Source organism: Rosettibacter firmus, assembly GCF_036860695.1.
Lineage (GTDB): Bacteria > Bacteroidota > Ignavibacteria > Ignavibacteriales > Melioribacteraceae > Rosettibacter > Rosettibacter firmus.
In genome coordinates, this window is sequence record NZ_JAYKGJ010000001.1 from 315525 (window position 1) to 332111 (window position 16587).

Here is a 16587-nt window from a genome sequence, read left to right on the forward strand (position 1 = left end):
TGTTATTGCAATATCACAAACTAAAAATCTTTATAGAGTATATGAAACGTAAGATGATATATTCAATATGGAGTTACAAGCTTGATAAATTCTATTTGTTATACTTCTGTATTATAAATTCTTATCTAATTTTTTATATTTGAATTAACAATAGATTAAGAATCATGAAATCATTTATAAATCCTTTCTTGTTAATTACAATCCTATTTATTGCATGCAATGACAAATCAAATATAAAAGAAGTAGAAATATTTAAAAAAAATACCTCATCTATATACCAGACAAAAAATGATTCCGCTCCTGTCATTTATGTTGCAGTCTCAAACATGATTTCACCAATGGAAACTTTTAATCTTTATAAAGATGTGATGGACTACATTTCAAAAAAAATTGATATTCATATTGAATTCAAACAGAGAAAAACTTATCAAGAAGTCAACGATTTACTAATAGATCATAAACTCGACTTTGCATTTATTTGCACTGGTGCCTATATGCAATTGAAAAGTAAATACCCGATAGAAATACTTGCTGTTCCTGTTGTCGAAGGTAAACCCTATTATAATGCATATGTTATTGCAAATGAAGAAAGTAATATCAATAATTTAAGTGACCTGAAAGGAAAATCCTTTGCTTTTACAGATCCACTTTCTAATACAGGCTATGAATATATTAACCAGTTACTAAAAGATAATGGTACATCTCCAGAAAAGTTTTTTTCAAAAACTATTTTTACATACGCACACGATTATTCAATTCAAGCAGTAAAAAGAAAAATAGTTGATGGAGCTACTGTTGATGGATTGGTCTATGAATATCTAAAACATTTCCAGCCAGATAAAGTGGAGAAGATTAAGATAGTTCATAAATCAAAACCGTTTGGAATACCACCATTTGTTGTACAAAAAGATCTCAATAAAGAAATAAAAGAAAAACTAAAAAAAGTTATGCTTAATATGCACCTTGATGCTGAAGGTAGAAATATCTTGAATAAAATCATGATTGATAAATTTATTGAAGCAGATGACTCTCTTTATAAATAATCTAAAACCAGTTAGATTCAGACTACCTCTATTCTGGAAATTCTCCATAGCAATAATCACTATCGTTATGATTTTTGGTTCAATTAATTCCATACTAATTTATAATAATGTTCAAAGGTCTCTACAATCAGAAACAGAAAAAAGAGCTTTATTTATTGCCAGAAGCATCTCAAATCAAATTATCCCTTCAATTCTGTTCGAAGATTATATCACTTTACAAAATACAATCAACAACATTAAAGAAATAGATGAAAATATTTTTTATGTGTTTGTAGTTGACAATAAAAATAAACTGATAGTTCATACGTTTCAATCAGAATTCCCCTATTCATTGCTTGATGCAAATTCCTTAAAAGATAATCAAACTTCAAAAACACAATTACTTTTGCTGAAAGATTTTAAAGAAGAGTTAATCCTTGATATTGCTGTACCAATTATGGATGGAAGAATTGGTACTGTTAGAGTTGGTCTTAAAGAAAGTTCCATAATTTCTGATGTTCAGCAAACTGTAAATGTATTCTGGCTCATGGTTGCTACTTTCCTTGCAATTGGTATTATTGGTGCTTTTGTGTTTGCTAAGTTTATTACAAAACCAATTAAAGAAATTCAGAATGTTGCAGATAACATCGACTTAAATCAGATTGGTAAAAATAAAATTCCTCAGATTAAAATAAGAGAAAAATTCCTTAATAAAATCAAAATGCTTTTCAGAGCCGAAGATGAAATTGATATTCTTGCAGATAAATTTAATCAGATGATCGTTCGTCTCGATCAAGCTTATCAAGATTTACAAAAAGCACAATCAACAATTATTCAATCAGAAAAACTTGCTACTGTAGGTACATTAACAGCAGGACTCGCACATGAGATAAATAATCCCGTTGCTGGTTTACAAAATTGCATAAGAAGAATTAAGAATGATCCATCAAATATTCAACAGAGTATTAAATATCTTAACATGATGGAAGCTGCCATTGATAAGATTGAAAAAGTAGTTAGTAATCTCCTAAACTTCACAAGAAGGCAAAGCACAGATTTTGAAAAATTGTCCATAAACGAAATTATTGAAAATTCTTTATTGCTTGTGAGCCATCGTTTTGAGAACGCAAAAATATCGATTACAAAAAATTTACCACTCAATTTACCTGCTATTAGAGCTAATAAAAATCAACTTGAACAGGTAATTTTAAATTTGTTTATTAATGCAATTGATGCTATTGAAGAAAAAAGTAAAACTCAACCACAATGTGAAAAAAGAATTAATATAAGTGCCACAAGTGATAATTACTTTCTAATTATTAAAATAGAAGATTCTGGTTCAGGAATTCCTGAGAATTTATTAGACAAAATATTTGATCCTTTTTTTACAACCAAACAACCAGGTAAAGGTACTGGACTTGGTTTATCAATTGTTTATAACATCATTGAATCGCATAACGGAAAAATTCGAATCGAAAGTAAAGAAGGAAAAGGAACAAGTGTAATAATATCTATACCTGTTTATAAATAACTTCGTGTACCTTTGTGATATATTTTGTTCCACTTTGTGATAAAATTAATAACAACGAAGTATAACAAAAGTTTTCACAAGAACACTAAGAAAAAATTTTTACAGGGATTGACTATGAAAAAATTAAATATCTGTATTATAGAAGATGAAGAAACATTAAGGGAATCATTGAAAGATGATCTAATTGATGCAGGATATTCTGTTGGTGCATTTGAAAATCCAATCAAGGCACTTCAATACTTTAAAAAGAAAAGCTGCGATATTATAATCTCTGATATACGATTACCTGAAATGAATGGATTAGAATTGCTATCCAAGATAAAATCAATGAATCCTACCACTTATGTGATTATGATGACTGCATTCGGAAGTGTTGAAAACGCTGTTGAAGCAATGAAAATGGGAGCTTATGACTACATAACAAAACCTTTTAATAAAGAAGAATTATTATTATTAATTGATAGAATTAAAGAACTAAAATCACTTCAAAACAAAAACAAAGAATATCAAGATTACTTTGAAGATAAATTCAATTTTGATTCATTCATTGGGAAGAGCAATTTTGTTAAGGAATTAAAAGAAACATTAAAAATCATTTCACAAACAAATTCAACAATTCTAATCACTGGCGAAACAGGAACAGGAAAAGAATTAGTTGCTAATCTTATTCATTATAATTCTCCGAGAAGAGATAAACCACTAATAAAAGTAAGTTGTGGAATATTATCAAAAGAAGTAATTGAAAGTGAACTATTCGGTCACGAGAAAGGTGCATTTACAGGAGCAGATAAACTCCGTATTGGAAGATTTGAAAAAGCAGATCAGGGAACTATCTATCTCGACGATGTTGATGATATACCACTTGAAGTACAGATTAAATTATTACGTGTTCTGCAAGAACAAGAAATCGAAAGAGTAGGTAGCAGTATCCCAATAAAAATTGATGTAAGAGTTATTGCATCCACAAAAGCAAATTTAAAACAACTTATTAAAGAAGGTAAATTCCGTGAAGATTTGTATTACAGATTAAATGTATTACCTGTAAACCTTAAACCTCTTCGTGAAAGGAAGGAAGATATAATACCATTATTCAATTATTTTCTCTCAGAATTTTCGGCTGGAAAAACATTCCAAATTGATGATAAAGTTTATGAAATTCTAATGAATTATAATTGGCCTGGAAATGTTAGAGAATTGAAAAATATGGCTGAGAGATTATCTATTCTTTGTTACGATTGTAAAATTGATCCATCAAAACTTCCTCAAGAAATAATTACAAACTTTTCAACTGATATAAATTTATTATCTGATTCAAATAAAACATTGAACCAGATTCTTGAAGAAGTTGAAATAAAATTAATTAAAAATGCCCTACTACAAACAAATTACAATAAAGCTAAAGCAGCAGAACTTTTAGGTATACCACCTTCAACATTAAAAAGTAAAATTGAGAAATACAGAATTGAATAACTAATTAATTAAAAACTTTCACTATTTATTTTATATGCCCTGTTATATAATAAAAAGTAATTATCACTATTTACAAAAAATTATTTGGAATACATTTTCTTTATCAATCACAAAGTTTTTCTCTAACAAATCTCCTCTGTCATTCAGTGTCAAAATTCTATAACTACCTTTAGGTAATTTTACCTTTGCTGCAAAGTCAAAAACTTCACCAGAACTCACAATTTTATTCCCAATTTCATCATAAATTATAAAAGAAGAATATACTTTTCTATACATTCCATCATCATAAACAATCTTAACTGGAGTAACAACTTCAACTATTGAATAACCACCGTTATCACCTATTGTAGCAAATATATTAGTTAATCCAAATGATAATATAAAAGCAAATGAAAGTATTATGTTCTTCATAATTCTTTCCTTTTTTAATGCAAACATATATATTCATTGTTATGTTAATGTTAAGGAAGTATTAATAAATAATTAAGAAACGAAAACTCGTCTATTGCGTCTGGATTTCGTCGACACGGTTTTAATTATTTCCTCAAATGACCTAATTACTTAATAAAATTAAATATTAACTCTTGGCATTATGATTGATTAAAAACATTAAAATAATTTTTCAGGATTTACAAAATGTTTGGGAATTTAGGATTTACAGAATTACTAATTATTGCTGGAATTATTATGCTCCTTTTCGGTGCAAAAAGAATTCCTGAAATTGCAAAAGGAATTGGGAAAGGAATTTATGAATTCAAAAAAGAAATTAAATCAATTGAAGATATAACAAAAAAATAAAATCTAAGGAGAATCCAATGCAAAAAACATTTCTTACCATTATAGCAATTGTGCTATCAACAAATTTTCTGCTTTCACAAGAAGTTACTAATAAAGGTAGATTCTCTGGTTATATGTTTGGTGATTATTTTTATAATGTAGCAAGAGATACTGGCATTTCATCACTTTCTAATGTTGCAAATGGAGGCAAAAAGGATTTTAATGGATTTCAGTTCAGAAGAATTTATTTTACTTACGATTACAATATCTCAGAAAAATTTACTACACGGCTTCGCCTTTCTCATGAACCTAAAACTTATGGAAGCGATGACAAATTAGTATTCTTTATTAAAGATGCTTACATACAATGGAATAATATCTGGGCTGGGAGCGATTTTATTTTTGGAATACAACCTACTCCAACCTGGGAAGTATCAGAGACAATCTGGGGAAATCGATTTCTTGAGAAAACTCTTCTAGATTTAAGAGGGATAGCTACTTCAAGAGATTTTGGTATTTCACTAAAAGGTAAAATTGATAAGCAAGGGATATTTAAATACTGGTTGATGATTGGTAATAATTCAGGTAATTCTTTTGAATCAGATAAATACAAAAGATTCTATGCTCATATTCAGTACACACCAATCAAACAATTCACTGCTACATTTTATGCAGATTTTAAAGCAAGACCAAATATCAATGACCCTGCAAGTACTTCTAATCCACCAGAAACTGTTGCAAATAATGATTTGACTTATGCCCTGTTTCTTGGATATAAAGAAAAAGATGCATACACATTTGGAATAGAAAGCTTTTTAAATCAGAGACAAAATGGAATGATAAGTAAAGGGACATTAAAAGATAAAACCGGAATAGGTTTGACAGTTTTTGGTTTATATAATTTTACAAAAGAAGTAGCAGTTGTTGGAAGATATGACTATTACGATCCAAACACTGATTCTGACGTAAAAGGAGATTCTAGAAATTGGTTCATATTCAGCTTGAATTACAAACCAAATGATAAAGTTACAATTAGTCCTAATGTTATTATTGAAACTTATGAATCATTACCAAATAGACGAAAATTTGATACATCAATAACACCAAGAATAACATTCTTTTATACATTTTTATAAAAACTCGTAGTACAGATTAATAGTTCGTGTTGAGTTTAGATAAAATAAAAGGAGAAGCAATGGCAGAAAAAATAAAAGAAATTGAAAAAGAAACATCATCAATCAGCAGAGATGAGTTTCTTTCCAAGTTAATAAAAATTGGAGCCGGTACACTTGCAGCTACAATTGTGAGTAATGGAATGTTAGGGACTGCATCCAAACTGATTGCAAAAAGTAAAAATGAAACACCTGTAAAAAGAAAATATCATTATGGAATGGTAATCGATACTCGTCGATGTGTTGGATGTCGTGCTTGTGTACTTGCCTGCAAAGCAGAAAATAAAACTCCTCCAGGAGTTTCTTATACAGTTGTATTCGAAGAAATTTTAGAGAATCGACCAAACGACAAACCCGTTTTTATGACCAAACCTTGTTTTCATTGTGAATATCCACCTTGCACAGATGTATGCCCTGTTTCAGCAACTTATAAACGTGAGCAAGATGGAATTGTTGTGGTAGATTACGATAGATGTATTGGCTGTCGTTATTGTATGACTGCTTGTCCTTACTCTGCACGATGGTTCGACTTCGGTGAAAATTATCCAGCTATCGAACAAGGTACTGATTGGTCAAATGTTCCATCTCCAGAGTATAAACAATTCAGGAAAAGAGAACACGAACAATCTCCAATTGGTAATGTTCGCAAGTGTACTTTTTGTTTACATCTACAGGATGAAGAAGGCAAATACAATAAAGCCGAAGGACGCTGGCCTGCATGTGCAAAAACATGTACAGGAAAAGCCATTCACTTTGGTGATTTCAATGATCCAAATAGTGAAGTTTCTATTTTGCTTCGCGAACGTCAATACATTCGCTTGAAAGAAGAACTTGGTACAAGTCCAAATGTTTATTACTTAATATAGGAGAAGGTCAGATGAATTTCATAAAAGAATTATTAAGTGATAAAAATAAAGTTTCACAAAATCTTAAAAAAATTTTTTGGATAATAGGAAGTTTGCTTTTTCTTGTTGGCTTTTATGGATGGGCAGTAAGATTAATTGATGGTCATATCAAAGCTAATTATGGAAGTATAGTTACCTGGGGACTTTGGGTTGCAGCATATATTTATTTTATTGGTCTTTCAGCAGGTTCATTTCTTGTTTCATCTTTGGTTTATGTATTTAACTACAAAAAATTTGAACGTATCGGTAAACTTGCTGTTTTTACAGCACTTATAACTTTACTGATGGCTTTACTCTCTATATGGGCTGACCTTGGTCATATGGGAAGAGCATGGCATGTAATGATTTATCCAAATTTTAAATCACCAATGGCATGGATGATTTATCTTTACTTAATTTATATGTTATTACTAGTTTTTGAAATTTATTATTTGTTAAGATACGATTTTGTTATAGGTGCAAATAATGAAACACTGAAAGGAAAACTTTATAAAATACTCTCGTTTGGCTCAAAAGATAAAAGTGAAGAATCCAGGTTACGAGATAAAAAGATTGTAAAAGTATTAGCAACTGCCGGCGTTCCAATTGCAATACTATTTCATGGTGGAGTTGGAGCATTATTTGGAGTCGTTGCAGCTCGCCCTCACTGGCATAGTGGATTATTCCCAATATTGTTTTTGCTTTCAGCATTAGTTAGTGGAGGAGCTTTGCTTACTCTTATTTCTTCTATATTTCAAGAAGGATGGACAAAAAATCGTGAAATTGTTATAGATCTTGGTAAAATGGTATTAGGATTATTATTGCTTGATATTTTATTCCAAATTTCTGAATTCCTGATTGTTTATCGTGGTGGTATTCCTGGACATATCGCTGGTTGGGATCTTGTAATTAAAGGACCTTACGCATGGGTTTTCTGGGGCTGGCAGGGTTTTGTAGGAACTCTTATCCCACTATTTTTATTAACATTAAAAAGAAAATCACCTCAGTGGGTTGCTTTAGCAGGTTTATTAATTGCAGCAGGAATTTTTGGACTGCGTCTCAACATTGTTATTCCCGGTCTTGCAGTTGAAGAAATTCATGGTTTGACAAGCGCAATTTATTCTCATAGAGTTGATCCTCACTACTTCCCAAGTTTATCAGAATGGCTCTTAACATTTGGTATTGTTGGATTTGGTATGTTGTTATTTGGATTAGGAGAATATTTTCTCCCGAAGGAGGATGAAAGCAAAACAGAATTATTATCTGAATCAAAAGTTTAATGGAGAAAAAAAATGGCATATATATTTGACGAAAAAGTTGGAAGAAGAAAATTTATTAAAACAACTTCACTTTCAGCAGCAGCTGCATCCGCTCTCGGATTAAGTGGCTGTGCAACATGGGGTTCAAAAGAAAGAGAACTTAGTATAAATGAAGAAGGATTAAAACAATGGGGACGCCAAGCCGGTGAATGGATTCCTTCGTGCTGTAATATGTGTGGTGGACAATCGGGAATTCTTGTTCACGTAGTTAATGGTGTTGTCGAAAAAATTGAACCTAACCACTGGAATCCTAATAACTATTCAAATATTTCAACTGATTTCTTCGATGGTTACACAGAAGAATATGGAACAAAAGAAGGTGGATGTATCTGTCCAAAAGGAAATGCAGGCATAATGGCATTATACGATCCGGATAGAATTAAAAAACCTTTGAAGAGAAAGAATCCAGAACGCGGTCTTGATGTTGATCCACAATGGGAAGAAATCAGCTGGGGACAAGCATTAAATGAAATTTCTGCAAAACTCAAACAACTGCGCGATAACAACGAAGCTCACAAACTTTTATGGATGAGTGAAGATCATTCTTTTACTCATATTCAAGCAGACTTCTGTAAGCTCTTTGGAACACCAAATTATTCAATGCATTCAAACCTTTGTGATGTAGCTCGCAAAGCTTCCTTTAAAACAGTCGTTGGCGACGAACGACCATTAGCAGATTTCATTCAATCAAAATATATTTTGCTTTTTGGCTGGAATCCTACTAGCGCAATAAAGTGGGTTTATCTTCCAAGAATTTTAACAAGAGCTATCGAAAGAGGTGCTCGTTTAGTTGTTGTTGATCCTTATCTTTCGGATACAGCTGCAAAGGGACACGACTGGCTGGCTATTCGTCCAGGCACTGATGGTGCACTTGCACTTGCTCTTGCTCATTGCATTATTCGCGATGGTTTGTATGATAAAGATTTTGTCGATAACTGGACAGTTGGCTTTGATAAATATGCTGAATATGTAAAAGATAAAACTCCTGAGTGGGCTGAAAAGATTACTAGTATACCTGCACATAAAATTGAAGAAGTTGCACACGATCTGGCAACAATTAAACCTGCAGTAGTAGATGCATGGAGCGGTCCCGGTCAGCATACCAATGGAGTGCAAGGCGGTAGAGCTATTGCTGCACTTGCTGCTTTAATTGGAGGCTATGATAAACCAGGTACTCTCATTCTACCAAATACTGGCGGAAATAAACATATTGAAATTGAACCAAGTGAATTTGCTGAAAAAACATTAAAACAACCAAGATTTGATGAATTGAATAAATATCCACTGGGACATAAATCTGGTGTTTATACTCAGACATTTAATAATATCATTGATGGCAAAGGACCATATGATGCAAAAATGTTGGTTTGTGTTTTTCAAAATCCAGTGATGAGTGTTCCAGGTGGTACAAAAACTGTTGTAGAAGCTTTCAAAAAATTAGAAATGACTGTTGTTATTGATACTATGATGAGTGAAACCGCAATGCTTGCAGATTATGTATTGCCAGGAACTGTATATCTCGAACGTTATGATTTAAATACACACTGGGTTACCTGGCCTGCGGTTGGATTACGTCAACCTGTTGTAAAACCATTATTTGGTCAACTCACTGAATATGAAACTGTAATTGCACTTGGAAGAAAATTAGATTTAAGAACAAAAGATGGAAAGAAATTTTTTGAGATTAGTCCACTATCCGGTGAAAAAATAGAAGATCTGACAAAATGGTATGAAGATTATTTATCAAAAGAACTTCTTGAAGGTAAACCCAAAATTACTTTGCAACAATTAAAGGAATTGCCAGGTGCAGTTTGGGTTGATAAAAAAGGAACTGAGTATGAAAAATATGCAAAAGAATTACCTGCTGATAAATTGAAAGGAGCTTTTTATGATGGGAATGCAATTTACGATAAACCAAAAGATAAAGGTGGAAAGAGAATCGGAACAATAATAAATGGTAAAAAAGTAAGAGGCTTCTTCACTAAATCTGGAAAAGTTGAATTTTATTCTGAATGGCTTGTAGAAAAGAAAGATGCAGATGGAAATCCCATTAATCCTTTACCTGAATACAAACCGAGAGATTGGCAACCAAATGATGAGTATCCATTATATTTAATCAATTGGAAAGAAGCAAGTCATACTCACACAAGAACACAAAACAATGCATGGCTTCTGGAAATAAAAGGACACAATCCAATTATAATGAATCCTACAACTGCAGCAAAGTATGGAATTGAAGATGGTGATGAAATATGGTTGGAATCACCTTATGGCAAAGTAAAAGGCAAAGTTAAATTAACAAAAAGAATTCATCCTGAAGTAATTGGCGCTCAACATGGATTTGGACATACTGCTCTCGGTAAATCTGCAAAAGATAGAGGTACAAACACTGGAATATTAAACATTACAAAATCAGATCCACTTTCTGGAATGGCAGTGCATAAAGAGATTTGCGTTAAAGTTTATAAAGCATAATTTTGCTAATGTTCTTTAAAATATTTTCTCCGAGTTGATGAGTCTAAAAAGATTTGATTTTCAATGAGATACTTTGTGATGCCCTTTGTACTCTTTGTGATAAAAAGATATTAACAACGGCACACAAAGTTTTTCACAAATTAACACATAGGATTTAAGTTCAAAAATCTTCATGATTCATCAACCGCACTGTCTGGCTTCAGACAGATAGGGTTAATCTGGAAACGGATTAGCCTGCCAGTTCGTCGAAGTATTTCGATGGGACGCTTTGCAAAGGAGAGTTAATTTTTACAGATTGATTTCAATCTCGATAATTTTATTAACCCCGCAAATGCAAAGCGGGGTTTTTTGTTATTGTTCAGATTCTTAATGTTAATTTATGATTTCCTTCGAGCTCTTTGTTGTGAAAAGAAAATACTAACAATAAAGAATTACGAAGGAATACAAAGTGAATAATTATTTTCGAATAAAATTAAAGGAGTTAATAATGTCACAAATACCAAAACGATTTCAAAAATTCACTGAAGATTATCCTGAAGTTGCCAAAGCTTATGAACAGCTTGGCGATGCTGTCCATAATGCTGGTCCTCTCGATGAAAAAACAAGAGCACTTATTAAACTTGCAATTTCAACTGGAGCAAAATTAGAAGGAGCAGTTCATTCACATGTTCGCAAAGCATTAAAAGCTGGATGTACTGTAGAAGAGATGCGACATGTTGTTTTACTTTCACTCCCTACTATTGGACTTCCTTCTATGATGGCTGCCTTAAGCTGGATTGATGATATAATTGAGGATAAAAAATGATTGAAAGTTTATTAAATCTTTTCTGGGCATTTATTAAAGTAGGTTCACTTTCATTCGGTGGTGCTTATTCACTAATTCCATTGATTGAAAGAGAAGTTGTAAAAAATTATCAATGGCTTAGTCACGATGAATTTTTAAAAGTACTCGGTATGGTCGAAATATTTCCTGGTGCAATTTCCATTAAGTTTGCAACTTATACTGGTTATAAAACAGCTGGTATTCTTGGTGCTATTGTAGCAAATCTTGGAAATATTTTTACTCCAGCAATATTAATTTTGTTTAGTACCTACATTTATTCAATTTATGAAAAAAATATTCTTGTAACTAAAGCATTTAATGGAATTAAATTCGCCGTGATCGGAATGATTGCTGCCATTATGTATCAATATGCAGTTAAGAATGGTAATCACTGGCAGGAATTTTTACTACTTACTATTGGAGCAATATTAATAATATTCTTTAAACTACATCCAGCTTTTATAGTGCTCATTGCAGCATTAATAGGAATAATAATATTGTGAAATCTCCATTATTAGTTTTGACAATCTTTGAAATGGACTTCGTATATCTCTGTAAGAAAAATAAAATTAACAACAAAGTATAACGAAGAATTATGCTAAAAGACACAGAAGAAATAAAAACTCCGGGAATCTTTGTAATGTACTTTGTGTTCCTTTGGGATAAAAGCAAAATTAAATACAAAGCATTACATATTTCGAAGGAATTCTTTGACTGTGGTAACACTAAGATTTATAAAGAATTACAAATTAAATGAATCGAGAACAAATGAAATTAACAGATAATTACAATCGCATTCACGATTACGTGCGTATTTCATTAATTGATAAGTGTAATCTAAACTGTATTTATTGCAATCCCTTAAATACACTAGTAAAGTATGAATCAAACAAATCTATACTTTCTTATGAAGAGTTATTTCGATTAATCCATATTCTTGTAAAAGATTTAGAAGTAAAAAAAATTCGATTTACAGGTGGAGAACCGCTAATCAGAAAAGATATTATGAAATTCTTCGAAATGATTTATCCATTAAAAAATAAATATGATTTTGAAATGGGCATCACAACTAATGGAACACATTTGCTCGATAAACTTGAATTACTTCGTTTATATGGAATTGAATTATTAAACATAAGTCTTGACACTTTAAACAAATCAAAATTCATCTCTATTACTGGAAAAGACTTATTTGACGAAACAATTTCTGCAATCAATAAAGCAATCGAAACTGGCTTCAAGTCACTCAAAATAAATATGGTTGTTATTAAAAATGTTAATGATGATGAGTTGCTTTCTTTTATCGAATATTTCAAATCTTTCCCGATCAGTTTGAGATTTATAGAATATATGCCATTTACTGGAAATGGATGGAACGATTCTAAATTTTTAAGCTGGAATGAAATGAAATCAGAAATAATAAAAAAATATAATCTTATTGAAATTGAAAACGATGGTAAAATATCAAAAGACTATTTAATTGAAAATGCACAATTAAAAATTGGATTCATCAGCTCTATATCAGATCATTTTTGTGATAGTTGTAATCGTTTAAGAATAACAGCGAAGGGAGAGATAAAAACCTGTCTCTTTTCAAAACCTGAAAAACAAAGCTTGAAATCTCTTCTCTCAAATCAATCAATAACAGATGATGAAATTGCAGAGTTCATACAAAGTTCATTAAAAACAAAATGGTTTAATCATCCAGATGTTAATGAGTTATCAAAATTAAATCAAAATAATATGATGAGTATTGGAGGATGAAAAAATTATCACACATAAACAGCACTGGCAAAGCAGAGATGGTTGATGTTTCCGAAAAAGAAATTACAATACGAACTGCCGAAGCTTATGCCGAAGTAAAAGTTTCAAAAGAAATTTTTGATGCAATAAAAAATAATGAAATAAAAAAAGGTGATGTGCTTGCTATTGCTAAGTTTGCTGGAATTCAGGCAGCAAAAAAAACAAGTGAGTTAATCCCGCTCTGTCACAACATTTTCATCTCTAAAATTGATCTGGAATTAAAACTGAATTCGAATAAGAAAACAATTGAAATAAAATCGTATGCAAAAACAACTGCACAAACAGGCATTGAAATGGAAGCATTAACAGCTGTTTCAGTTGCAGCATTAACTATTTACGATATGTGCAAAGCGATCGATAAATCAATGGTTATAAACGAAATAAAATTATTGAGTAAAACTGGAGGAAAAAGTGGAAACTATACTAAAAGAAATACACGTTAATCAATTTTCTCAGCATTCAATTTCCACTGGTAAAGTTGTTGCAATTTCAATTAGCAAGAAAAAAGGAATTCCTAAAACAAATGTTCAATCAGCAAAGCTAATAGAAAATTTTGGAATTGAAGGAGATGTTCACGCAGGAAACTGGCACAGACAGGTAAGTTTTCTTGCATTAGAAAGTATTGATAAAATGAGAGAGAAAGGATTACCAAATCTTCGTCCAGGTGCATTTGCAGAAAACATTACAACAGAATTTATAACTCTACCAAATCTTGAAGTCGGGACAAGAATTCAAATTGGTAATGATGCAATACTGGAGATAACTCAAATTGGAAAAGAATGTCACAGCAAATGTGCAATCTTTACAAAGGTTGGCGACTGTGTAATGCCACGTGAAGGAATTTTTGCAAGAGTAATTCGTGGTGGAGAAATATTTATTGGTGATCAAATCAAAATTTTAAATTAGTGACTTTTCGTGGTAAATGTATTACAAAGAAGTTCACAAAGTACTTTCAAAAAAGAACACGAAGGAGAATTATGATTAATTATAATGAAGCTATTGAAATAATAAAATCTGAAATCAGTAAAATAAAACTTAATTTAGAAGAAGTTGATATATTTGAATCATATAACCGCATACTTGCAGAAGATGTAATTGCAGATGTTGACCTTCCCCCTTTTGATAACTCGGCAGTGGATGGCTATGCAATTAAATTTTCAAATAGAAATCAATGGAATATAATTGGAGAAATTTCAGCTGGAAATTATTCGTCATTCAATCTCACAGAGAATGATGCGGTGTTAATTGCAACAGGTAGTAAACTTCCAGAAAATGCAGATACTGTTATTCCTATTGAAGATGTTAACGTGAATGGTAATAATCTTCAATTGAAACAAAACATAACTATCAAAAAAGGAATTAATATTCGCACTCAGGGTAATGATTTAAGAATAAACGAAATTGCTCTAAAACAATTCACAAAAATTGATTCAAAGTCAATTGCAGTGCTTGCAAGTTGTGGGAAAGAGAAAGTTAAAGTCTATTCAAAATTAAAAAGTGCATTACTTTCAACTGGAAATGAATTAATCCCGATTAACGAAAAACCAGCAGAAGATAAATTTCGGGTTTCTAATATCTATTCTCTTTATACAGCAATGAAAGAAATGAATCATACAGTTATCAATCTTGGTTTTACAAAAGATGATAAAGCATTGATTCGCAACAAAGTAGGAGCAGCACTAGAAATGAATATTGATATATTGATTACAACCGGAGGTGTTTCTGTTGGCAAGTATGATTTTCTAAAAGAAATTTTCGCAGAACTGGGTGTACAGGAGAAATTCTGGAAAGTAAACATCAAACCAGGTAAGCCAATTTATTTTGGAGTTTATGAAAGTGATAATAGAATAATTTTAGTTTTTGGATTGCCTGGAAATCCAGTTTCGTCGCTTGTTAATTTTTATGTATTCATTAAACCAGCAATTGATTATTTATACAGGCAAAATAGTTTAAATAAATTTACCGCTATTCTTCAAAACGATTTAAAGAAAAAAGATGAGAAACGACATTTTTCCCGTGGAGTTTTATACATAGAAAATGACGAACTGAAAGTAACTTCAGAATTCTCACAATCATCTGGCAATCTTGTTGAAATGAGCCGTGCAAATTGTTTGATTGAAATTGAGGAATCAAGATTGAATCCGAAAAAAGGAGAAAAAGTAAAATGTATTCTGATATAACAGGAGTAATTCTTGCCGGTGGAAAAAGTTCACGTATGGGTTTGAACAAAGCATTATTGAAATTAGGTGATAAAAAAATAATAGAGATAGCTGTTGATCTGATGAAATCAATTTTCCCGGAAGTTATTATTATAACTAATTCTCCAGATGAATATAGTTTTCTCCAACTTCCTTTATTCGAAGATATTTATAAATGGAAAGGACCACTTGCAGGGATTCATTCAGCATTGATTAATTCAAAAACCGAAAAAGTTTTTGTCCTATCTTGTGATATGCCTTTGATGACAAAAGAAATGATCGAGTATATTATTAACTATGAAAGTGATAAACCAATTAAATTTTGTGAGGCTGCTGGTTATCATCAACCACTTGCTGGAGTTTATTCAAAATCATTAATAGCAGATATTGAAAATATTATAAGTAGCGAAAAGACAAATGATAAATCATTTCATCAATTTCTAAAAAATGTTAATGCAGAAATAATTTATCCACAAGGATTAACTTTTTATAGCGATGAAATATTTTTCAATGTTAACAATCCTGTGGACTATGATACAATATTGAAAAAGTTTCTTAAAACAGAATAGTAATTATTCATCAAAGAGCTATTATAAAATAATTTATCAAGCCAAACAAAATATTAATTTTAATATTGCTATTAATTAAGAAAATTATGATTTTATAGTGAAATCCTGATATTCATATTTATAAAAATCTATCCTATTTCAAATACTTATCCCGTATTAAAGATAATTTTAGTTGCTCATTGAATTTCAATTAATATGACTTATGATTTCATAACTAATTAAAGGAGGGGGTTATGGCTGAATATGTATTATTTGGTAAGTATACTTCAGAATCTATCAAACAGGTAAGTGCAGACAGAACAAAAAAAGCTACAGAGTTAATTGAAAAACTGGGAGGCAAAATTAAATCGATGCATGCTTTACTTGGTGAGAAAGATTTAATATTTATTCTTGACCTTCCGGATAACGAAAAGGCATTGCAAGCTTCTTTAGCACTTTTCAAGTTAACCGGAATCTCATTTTCTACGCATCCAGCAATTTCCATAGAAACATTTGATAAGCTTGCAAGTGAGTCATGAAATAATGAACATTTAAAAGGTCATCT

At 31.1% G+C, this 16587-nt stretch carries 17 protein-coding genes and 1 riboswitch; of the genes, 16 read left to right on the top strand and 1 reads right to left on the bottom strand.

The features are described from left to right. The first annotated feature begins 164 nt into the window (after nt 1-164). From VJY38_RS01290 to VJY38_RS01300, 3 genes are all read left to right on the top strand, one after another. Nucleotides 165-1043 carry a substrate-binding domain-containing protein gene (locus VJY38_RS01290; RefSeq protein ID WP_353678861.1) on the top strand — a complete coding sequence of 293 codons (879 nt, stop codon included), beginning with the start codon at nt 165-167 and terminating at the stop codon, nt 1041-1043. Then, nucleotides 1024-2553, top strand: a complete 1530-nt coding sequence (locus VJY38_RS01295; RefSeq protein WP_353678862.1) for an ATP-binding protein — start codon at nt 1024-1026, stop codon at nt 2551-2553. Before VJY38_RS01290 ends, VJY38_RS01295 begins: the two co-directional genes overlap by 20 nt. A gap of 114 nt (nt 2554-2667) precedes the next feature. After that, a complete protein-coding gene (locus VJY38_RS01300; protein ID WP_353678863.1) occupies nt 2668-4023 on the top strand; it encodes a sigma-54-dependent transcriptional regulator in 1356 nt (451 codons plus the stop codon). A 66-nt stretch (nt 4024-4089) separates the two neighbouring features. Here the strand turns inward: VJY38_RS01300 and VJY38_RS01305 are convergent, their stop codons facing one another. Beyond that, complete coding sequence (locus VJY38_RS01305) at nt 4090-4434, bottom strand: hypothetical protein (protein WP_353678864.1); 345 nt, start codon at nt 4432-4434, stop codon at nt 4090-4092. 225 nt (nt 4435-4659) lie between these two features. On the opposite strand from VJY38_RS01305, the gene tatA reads away from it, so the two are divergent. The 13 genes from tatA to VJY38_RS01370 all read left to right on the top strand — a co-directional run bounded on the left by tatA (nt 4660) and on the right by VJY38_RS01370 (nt 16561). Then, on the top strand, nt 4660-4821 hold the full coding sequence (gene tatA, locus VJY38_RS01310; RefSeq protein WP_353678865.1) for a twin-arginine translocase TatA/TatE family subunit: 162 nt from the start codon (nt 4660-4662) through the stop codon (nt 4819-4821). Between the two features lie 17 nt (nt 4822-4838). Beyond that, entirely contained in the window at nt 4839-5936 is a 1098-nt protein-coding gene (locus tag VJY38_RS01315; protein ID WP_353678866.1) for a porin family protein, read from the top strand. 59 nt (nt 5937-5995) lie between these two features. After that, on the top strand, nt 5996-6838 hold the full coding sequence (locus VJY38_RS01320; protein WP_353678867.1) for a 4Fe-4S dicluster domain-containing protein: 843 nt from the start codon (nt 5996-5998) through the stop codon (nt 6836-6838). An 11-nt stretch (nt 6839-6849) separates the two neighbouring features. Next, on the top strand, nt 6850-8136 hold the full coding sequence (nrfD, locus tag VJY38_RS01325; RefSeq protein WP_353678868.1) for an NrfD/PsrC family molybdoenzyme membrane anchor subunit: 1287 nt from the start codon (nt 6850-6852) through the stop codon (nt 8134-8136). Nucleotides 8137-8148: 12 nt separating this feature from the next. Next, nucleotides 8149-10650 (top strand): molybdopterin-containing oxidoreductase family protein, encoded by a 2502-nt coding sequence (locus tag VJY38_RS01330; protein WP_353678869.1) that lies wholly within the window; start codon nt 8149-8151, stop codon nt 10648-10650. Between the two features lie 15 nt (nt 10651-10665). Next, nucleotides 10666-10945: riboswitch (molybdenum cofactor riboswitch) on the top strand. 192 nt (nt 10946-11137) lie between these two features. Beyond that, nucleotides 11138-11455 carry a carboxymuconolactone decarboxylase family protein gene (locus tag VJY38_RS01335; protein ID WP_353678870.1) on the top strand — a complete coding sequence of 106 codons (318 nt, stop codon included), beginning with the start codon at nt 11138-11140 and terminating at the stop codon, nt 11453-11455. Then, complete coding sequence (locus tag VJY38_RS01340) at nt 11452-11976, top strand: chromate transporter (protein ID WP_353678871.1); 525 nt, start codon at nt 11452-11454, stop codon at nt 11974-11976. Before VJY38_RS01335 ends, VJY38_RS01340 begins: the two co-directional genes overlap by 4 nt. Before the next feature lie 265 nt (nt 11977-12241). Further along, nucleotides 12242-13237 (top strand): GTP 3',8-cyclase MoaA, encoded by a 996-nt coding sequence (gene moaA / locus VJY38_RS01345; RefSeq protein WP_353678872.1) that lies wholly within the window; start codon nt 12242-12244, stop codon nt 13235-13237. Continuing rightward, nucleotides 13234-13719: a cyclic pyranopterin monophosphate synthase MoaC gene (gene moaC, locus VJY38_RS01350; protein ID WP_353678873.1), complete on the top strand. Its 486-nt coding sequence runs from the start codon at nt 13234-13236 to the stop codon at nt 13717-13719. The genes moaA and moaC overlap by 4 nt, the downstream gene beginning before the upstream one ends. Continuing rightward, nucleotides 13697-14182 (top strand): MOSC domain-containing protein, encoded by a 486-nt coding sequence (locus tag VJY38_RS01355; RefSeq protein ID WP_353679927.1) that lies wholly within the window; start codon nt 13697-13699, stop codon nt 14180-14182. Before moaC ends, VJY38_RS01355 begins: the two co-directional genes overlap by 23 nt. A gap of 71 nt (nt 14183-14253) precedes the next feature. Beyond that, nucleotides 14254-15456 carry a molybdopterin molybdotransferase MoeA gene (locus VJY38_RS01360; RefSeq protein ID WP_353678874.1) on the top strand — a complete coding sequence of 401 codons (1203 nt, stop codon included), beginning with the start codon at nt 14254-14256 and terminating at the stop codon, nt 15454-15456. After that, a complete protein-coding gene (mobA, locus tag VJY38_RS01365; protein WP_353678875.1) occupies nt 15441-16043 on the top strand; it encodes a molybdenum cofactor guanylyltransferase in 603 nt (200 codons plus the stop codon). Before VJY38_RS01360 ends, mobA begins: the two co-directional genes overlap by 16 nt. A gap of 233 nt (nt 16044-16276) precedes the next feature. Then, complete coding sequence (locus VJY38_RS01370; RefSeq protein WP_353678876.1) at nt 16277-16561, top strand: GYD domain-containing protein; 285 nt, start codon at nt 16277-16279, stop codon at nt 16559-16561. The last annotated feature ends 26 nt before the right edge of the window (nt 16562-16587 follow it).

What these genes read in the sequence shown, in the direction of transcription:
- VJY38_RS01290 (WP_353678861.1), top strand. Translation starts at nt 165, where the DNA reads ATGAAATCATTTATAAATCCTTTCTTGTTAATTACAATCCTATTTATT.
- VJY38_RS01295 (WP_353678862.1), top strand. Translation starts at nt 1,024, where the DNA reads ATGACTCTCTTTATAAATAATCTAAAACCAGTTAGATTCAGACTACCT.
- VJY38_RS01300 (WP_353678863.1), top strand. Translation starts at nt 2,668, where the DNA reads ATGAAAAAATTAAATATCTGTATTATAGAAGATGAAGAAACATTAAGG.
- VJY38_RS01305 (WP_353678864.1), bottom strand. Translation starts at nt 4,434, where the DNA reads ATGAAGAACATAATACTTTCATTTGCTTTTATATTATCATTTGGATTA.
- tatA (WP_353678865.1), top strand. Translation starts at nt 4,660, where the DNA reads ATGTTTGGGAATTTAGGATTTACAGAATTACTAATTATTGCTGGAATT.
- VJY38_RS01315 (WP_353678866.1), top strand. Translation starts at nt 4,839, where the DNA reads ATGCAAAAAACATTTCTTACCATTATAGCAATTGTGCTATCAACAAAT.
- VJY38_RS01320 (WP_353678867.1), top strand. Translation starts at nt 5,996, where the DNA reads ATGGCAGAAAAAATAAAAGAAATTGAAAAAGAAACATCATCAATCAGC.
- nrfD (WP_353678868.1), top strand. Translation starts at nt 6,850, where the DNA reads ATGAATTTCATAAAAGAATTATTAAGTGATAAAAATAAAGTTTCACAA.
- VJY38_RS01330 (WP_353678869.1), top strand. Translation starts at nt 8,149, where the DNA reads ATGGCATATATATTTGACGAAAAAGTTGGAAGAAGAAAATTTATTAAA.
- VJY38_RS01335 (WP_353678870.1), top strand. Translation starts at nt 11,138, where the DNA reads ATGTCACAAATACCAAAACGATTTCAAAAATTCACTGAAGATTATCCT.
- VJY38_RS01340 (WP_353678871.1), top strand. Translation starts at nt 11,452, where the DNA reads ATGATTGAAAGTTTATTAAATCTTTTCTGGGCATTTATTAAAGTAGGT.
- moaA (WP_353678872.1), top strand. Translation starts at nt 12,242, where the DNA reads ATGAAATTAACAGATAATTACAATCGCATTCACGATTACGTGCGTATT.
- moaC (WP_353678873.1), top strand. Translation starts at nt 13,234, where the DNA reads ATGAAAAAATTATCACACATAAACAGCACTGGCAAAGCAGAGATGGTT.
- VJY38_RS01360 (WP_353678874.1), top strand. Translation starts at nt 14,254, where the DNA reads ATGATTAATTATAATGAAGCTATTGAAATAATAAAATCTGAAATCAGT.
- mobA (WP_353678875.1), top strand. Translation starts at nt 15,441, where the DNA reads ATGTATTCTGATATAACAGGAGTAATTCTTGCCGGTGGAAAAAGTTCA.
- VJY38_RS01370 (WP_353678876.1), top strand. Translation starts at nt 16,277, where the DNA reads ATGGCTGAATATGTATTATTTGGTAAGTATACTTCAGAATCTATCAAA.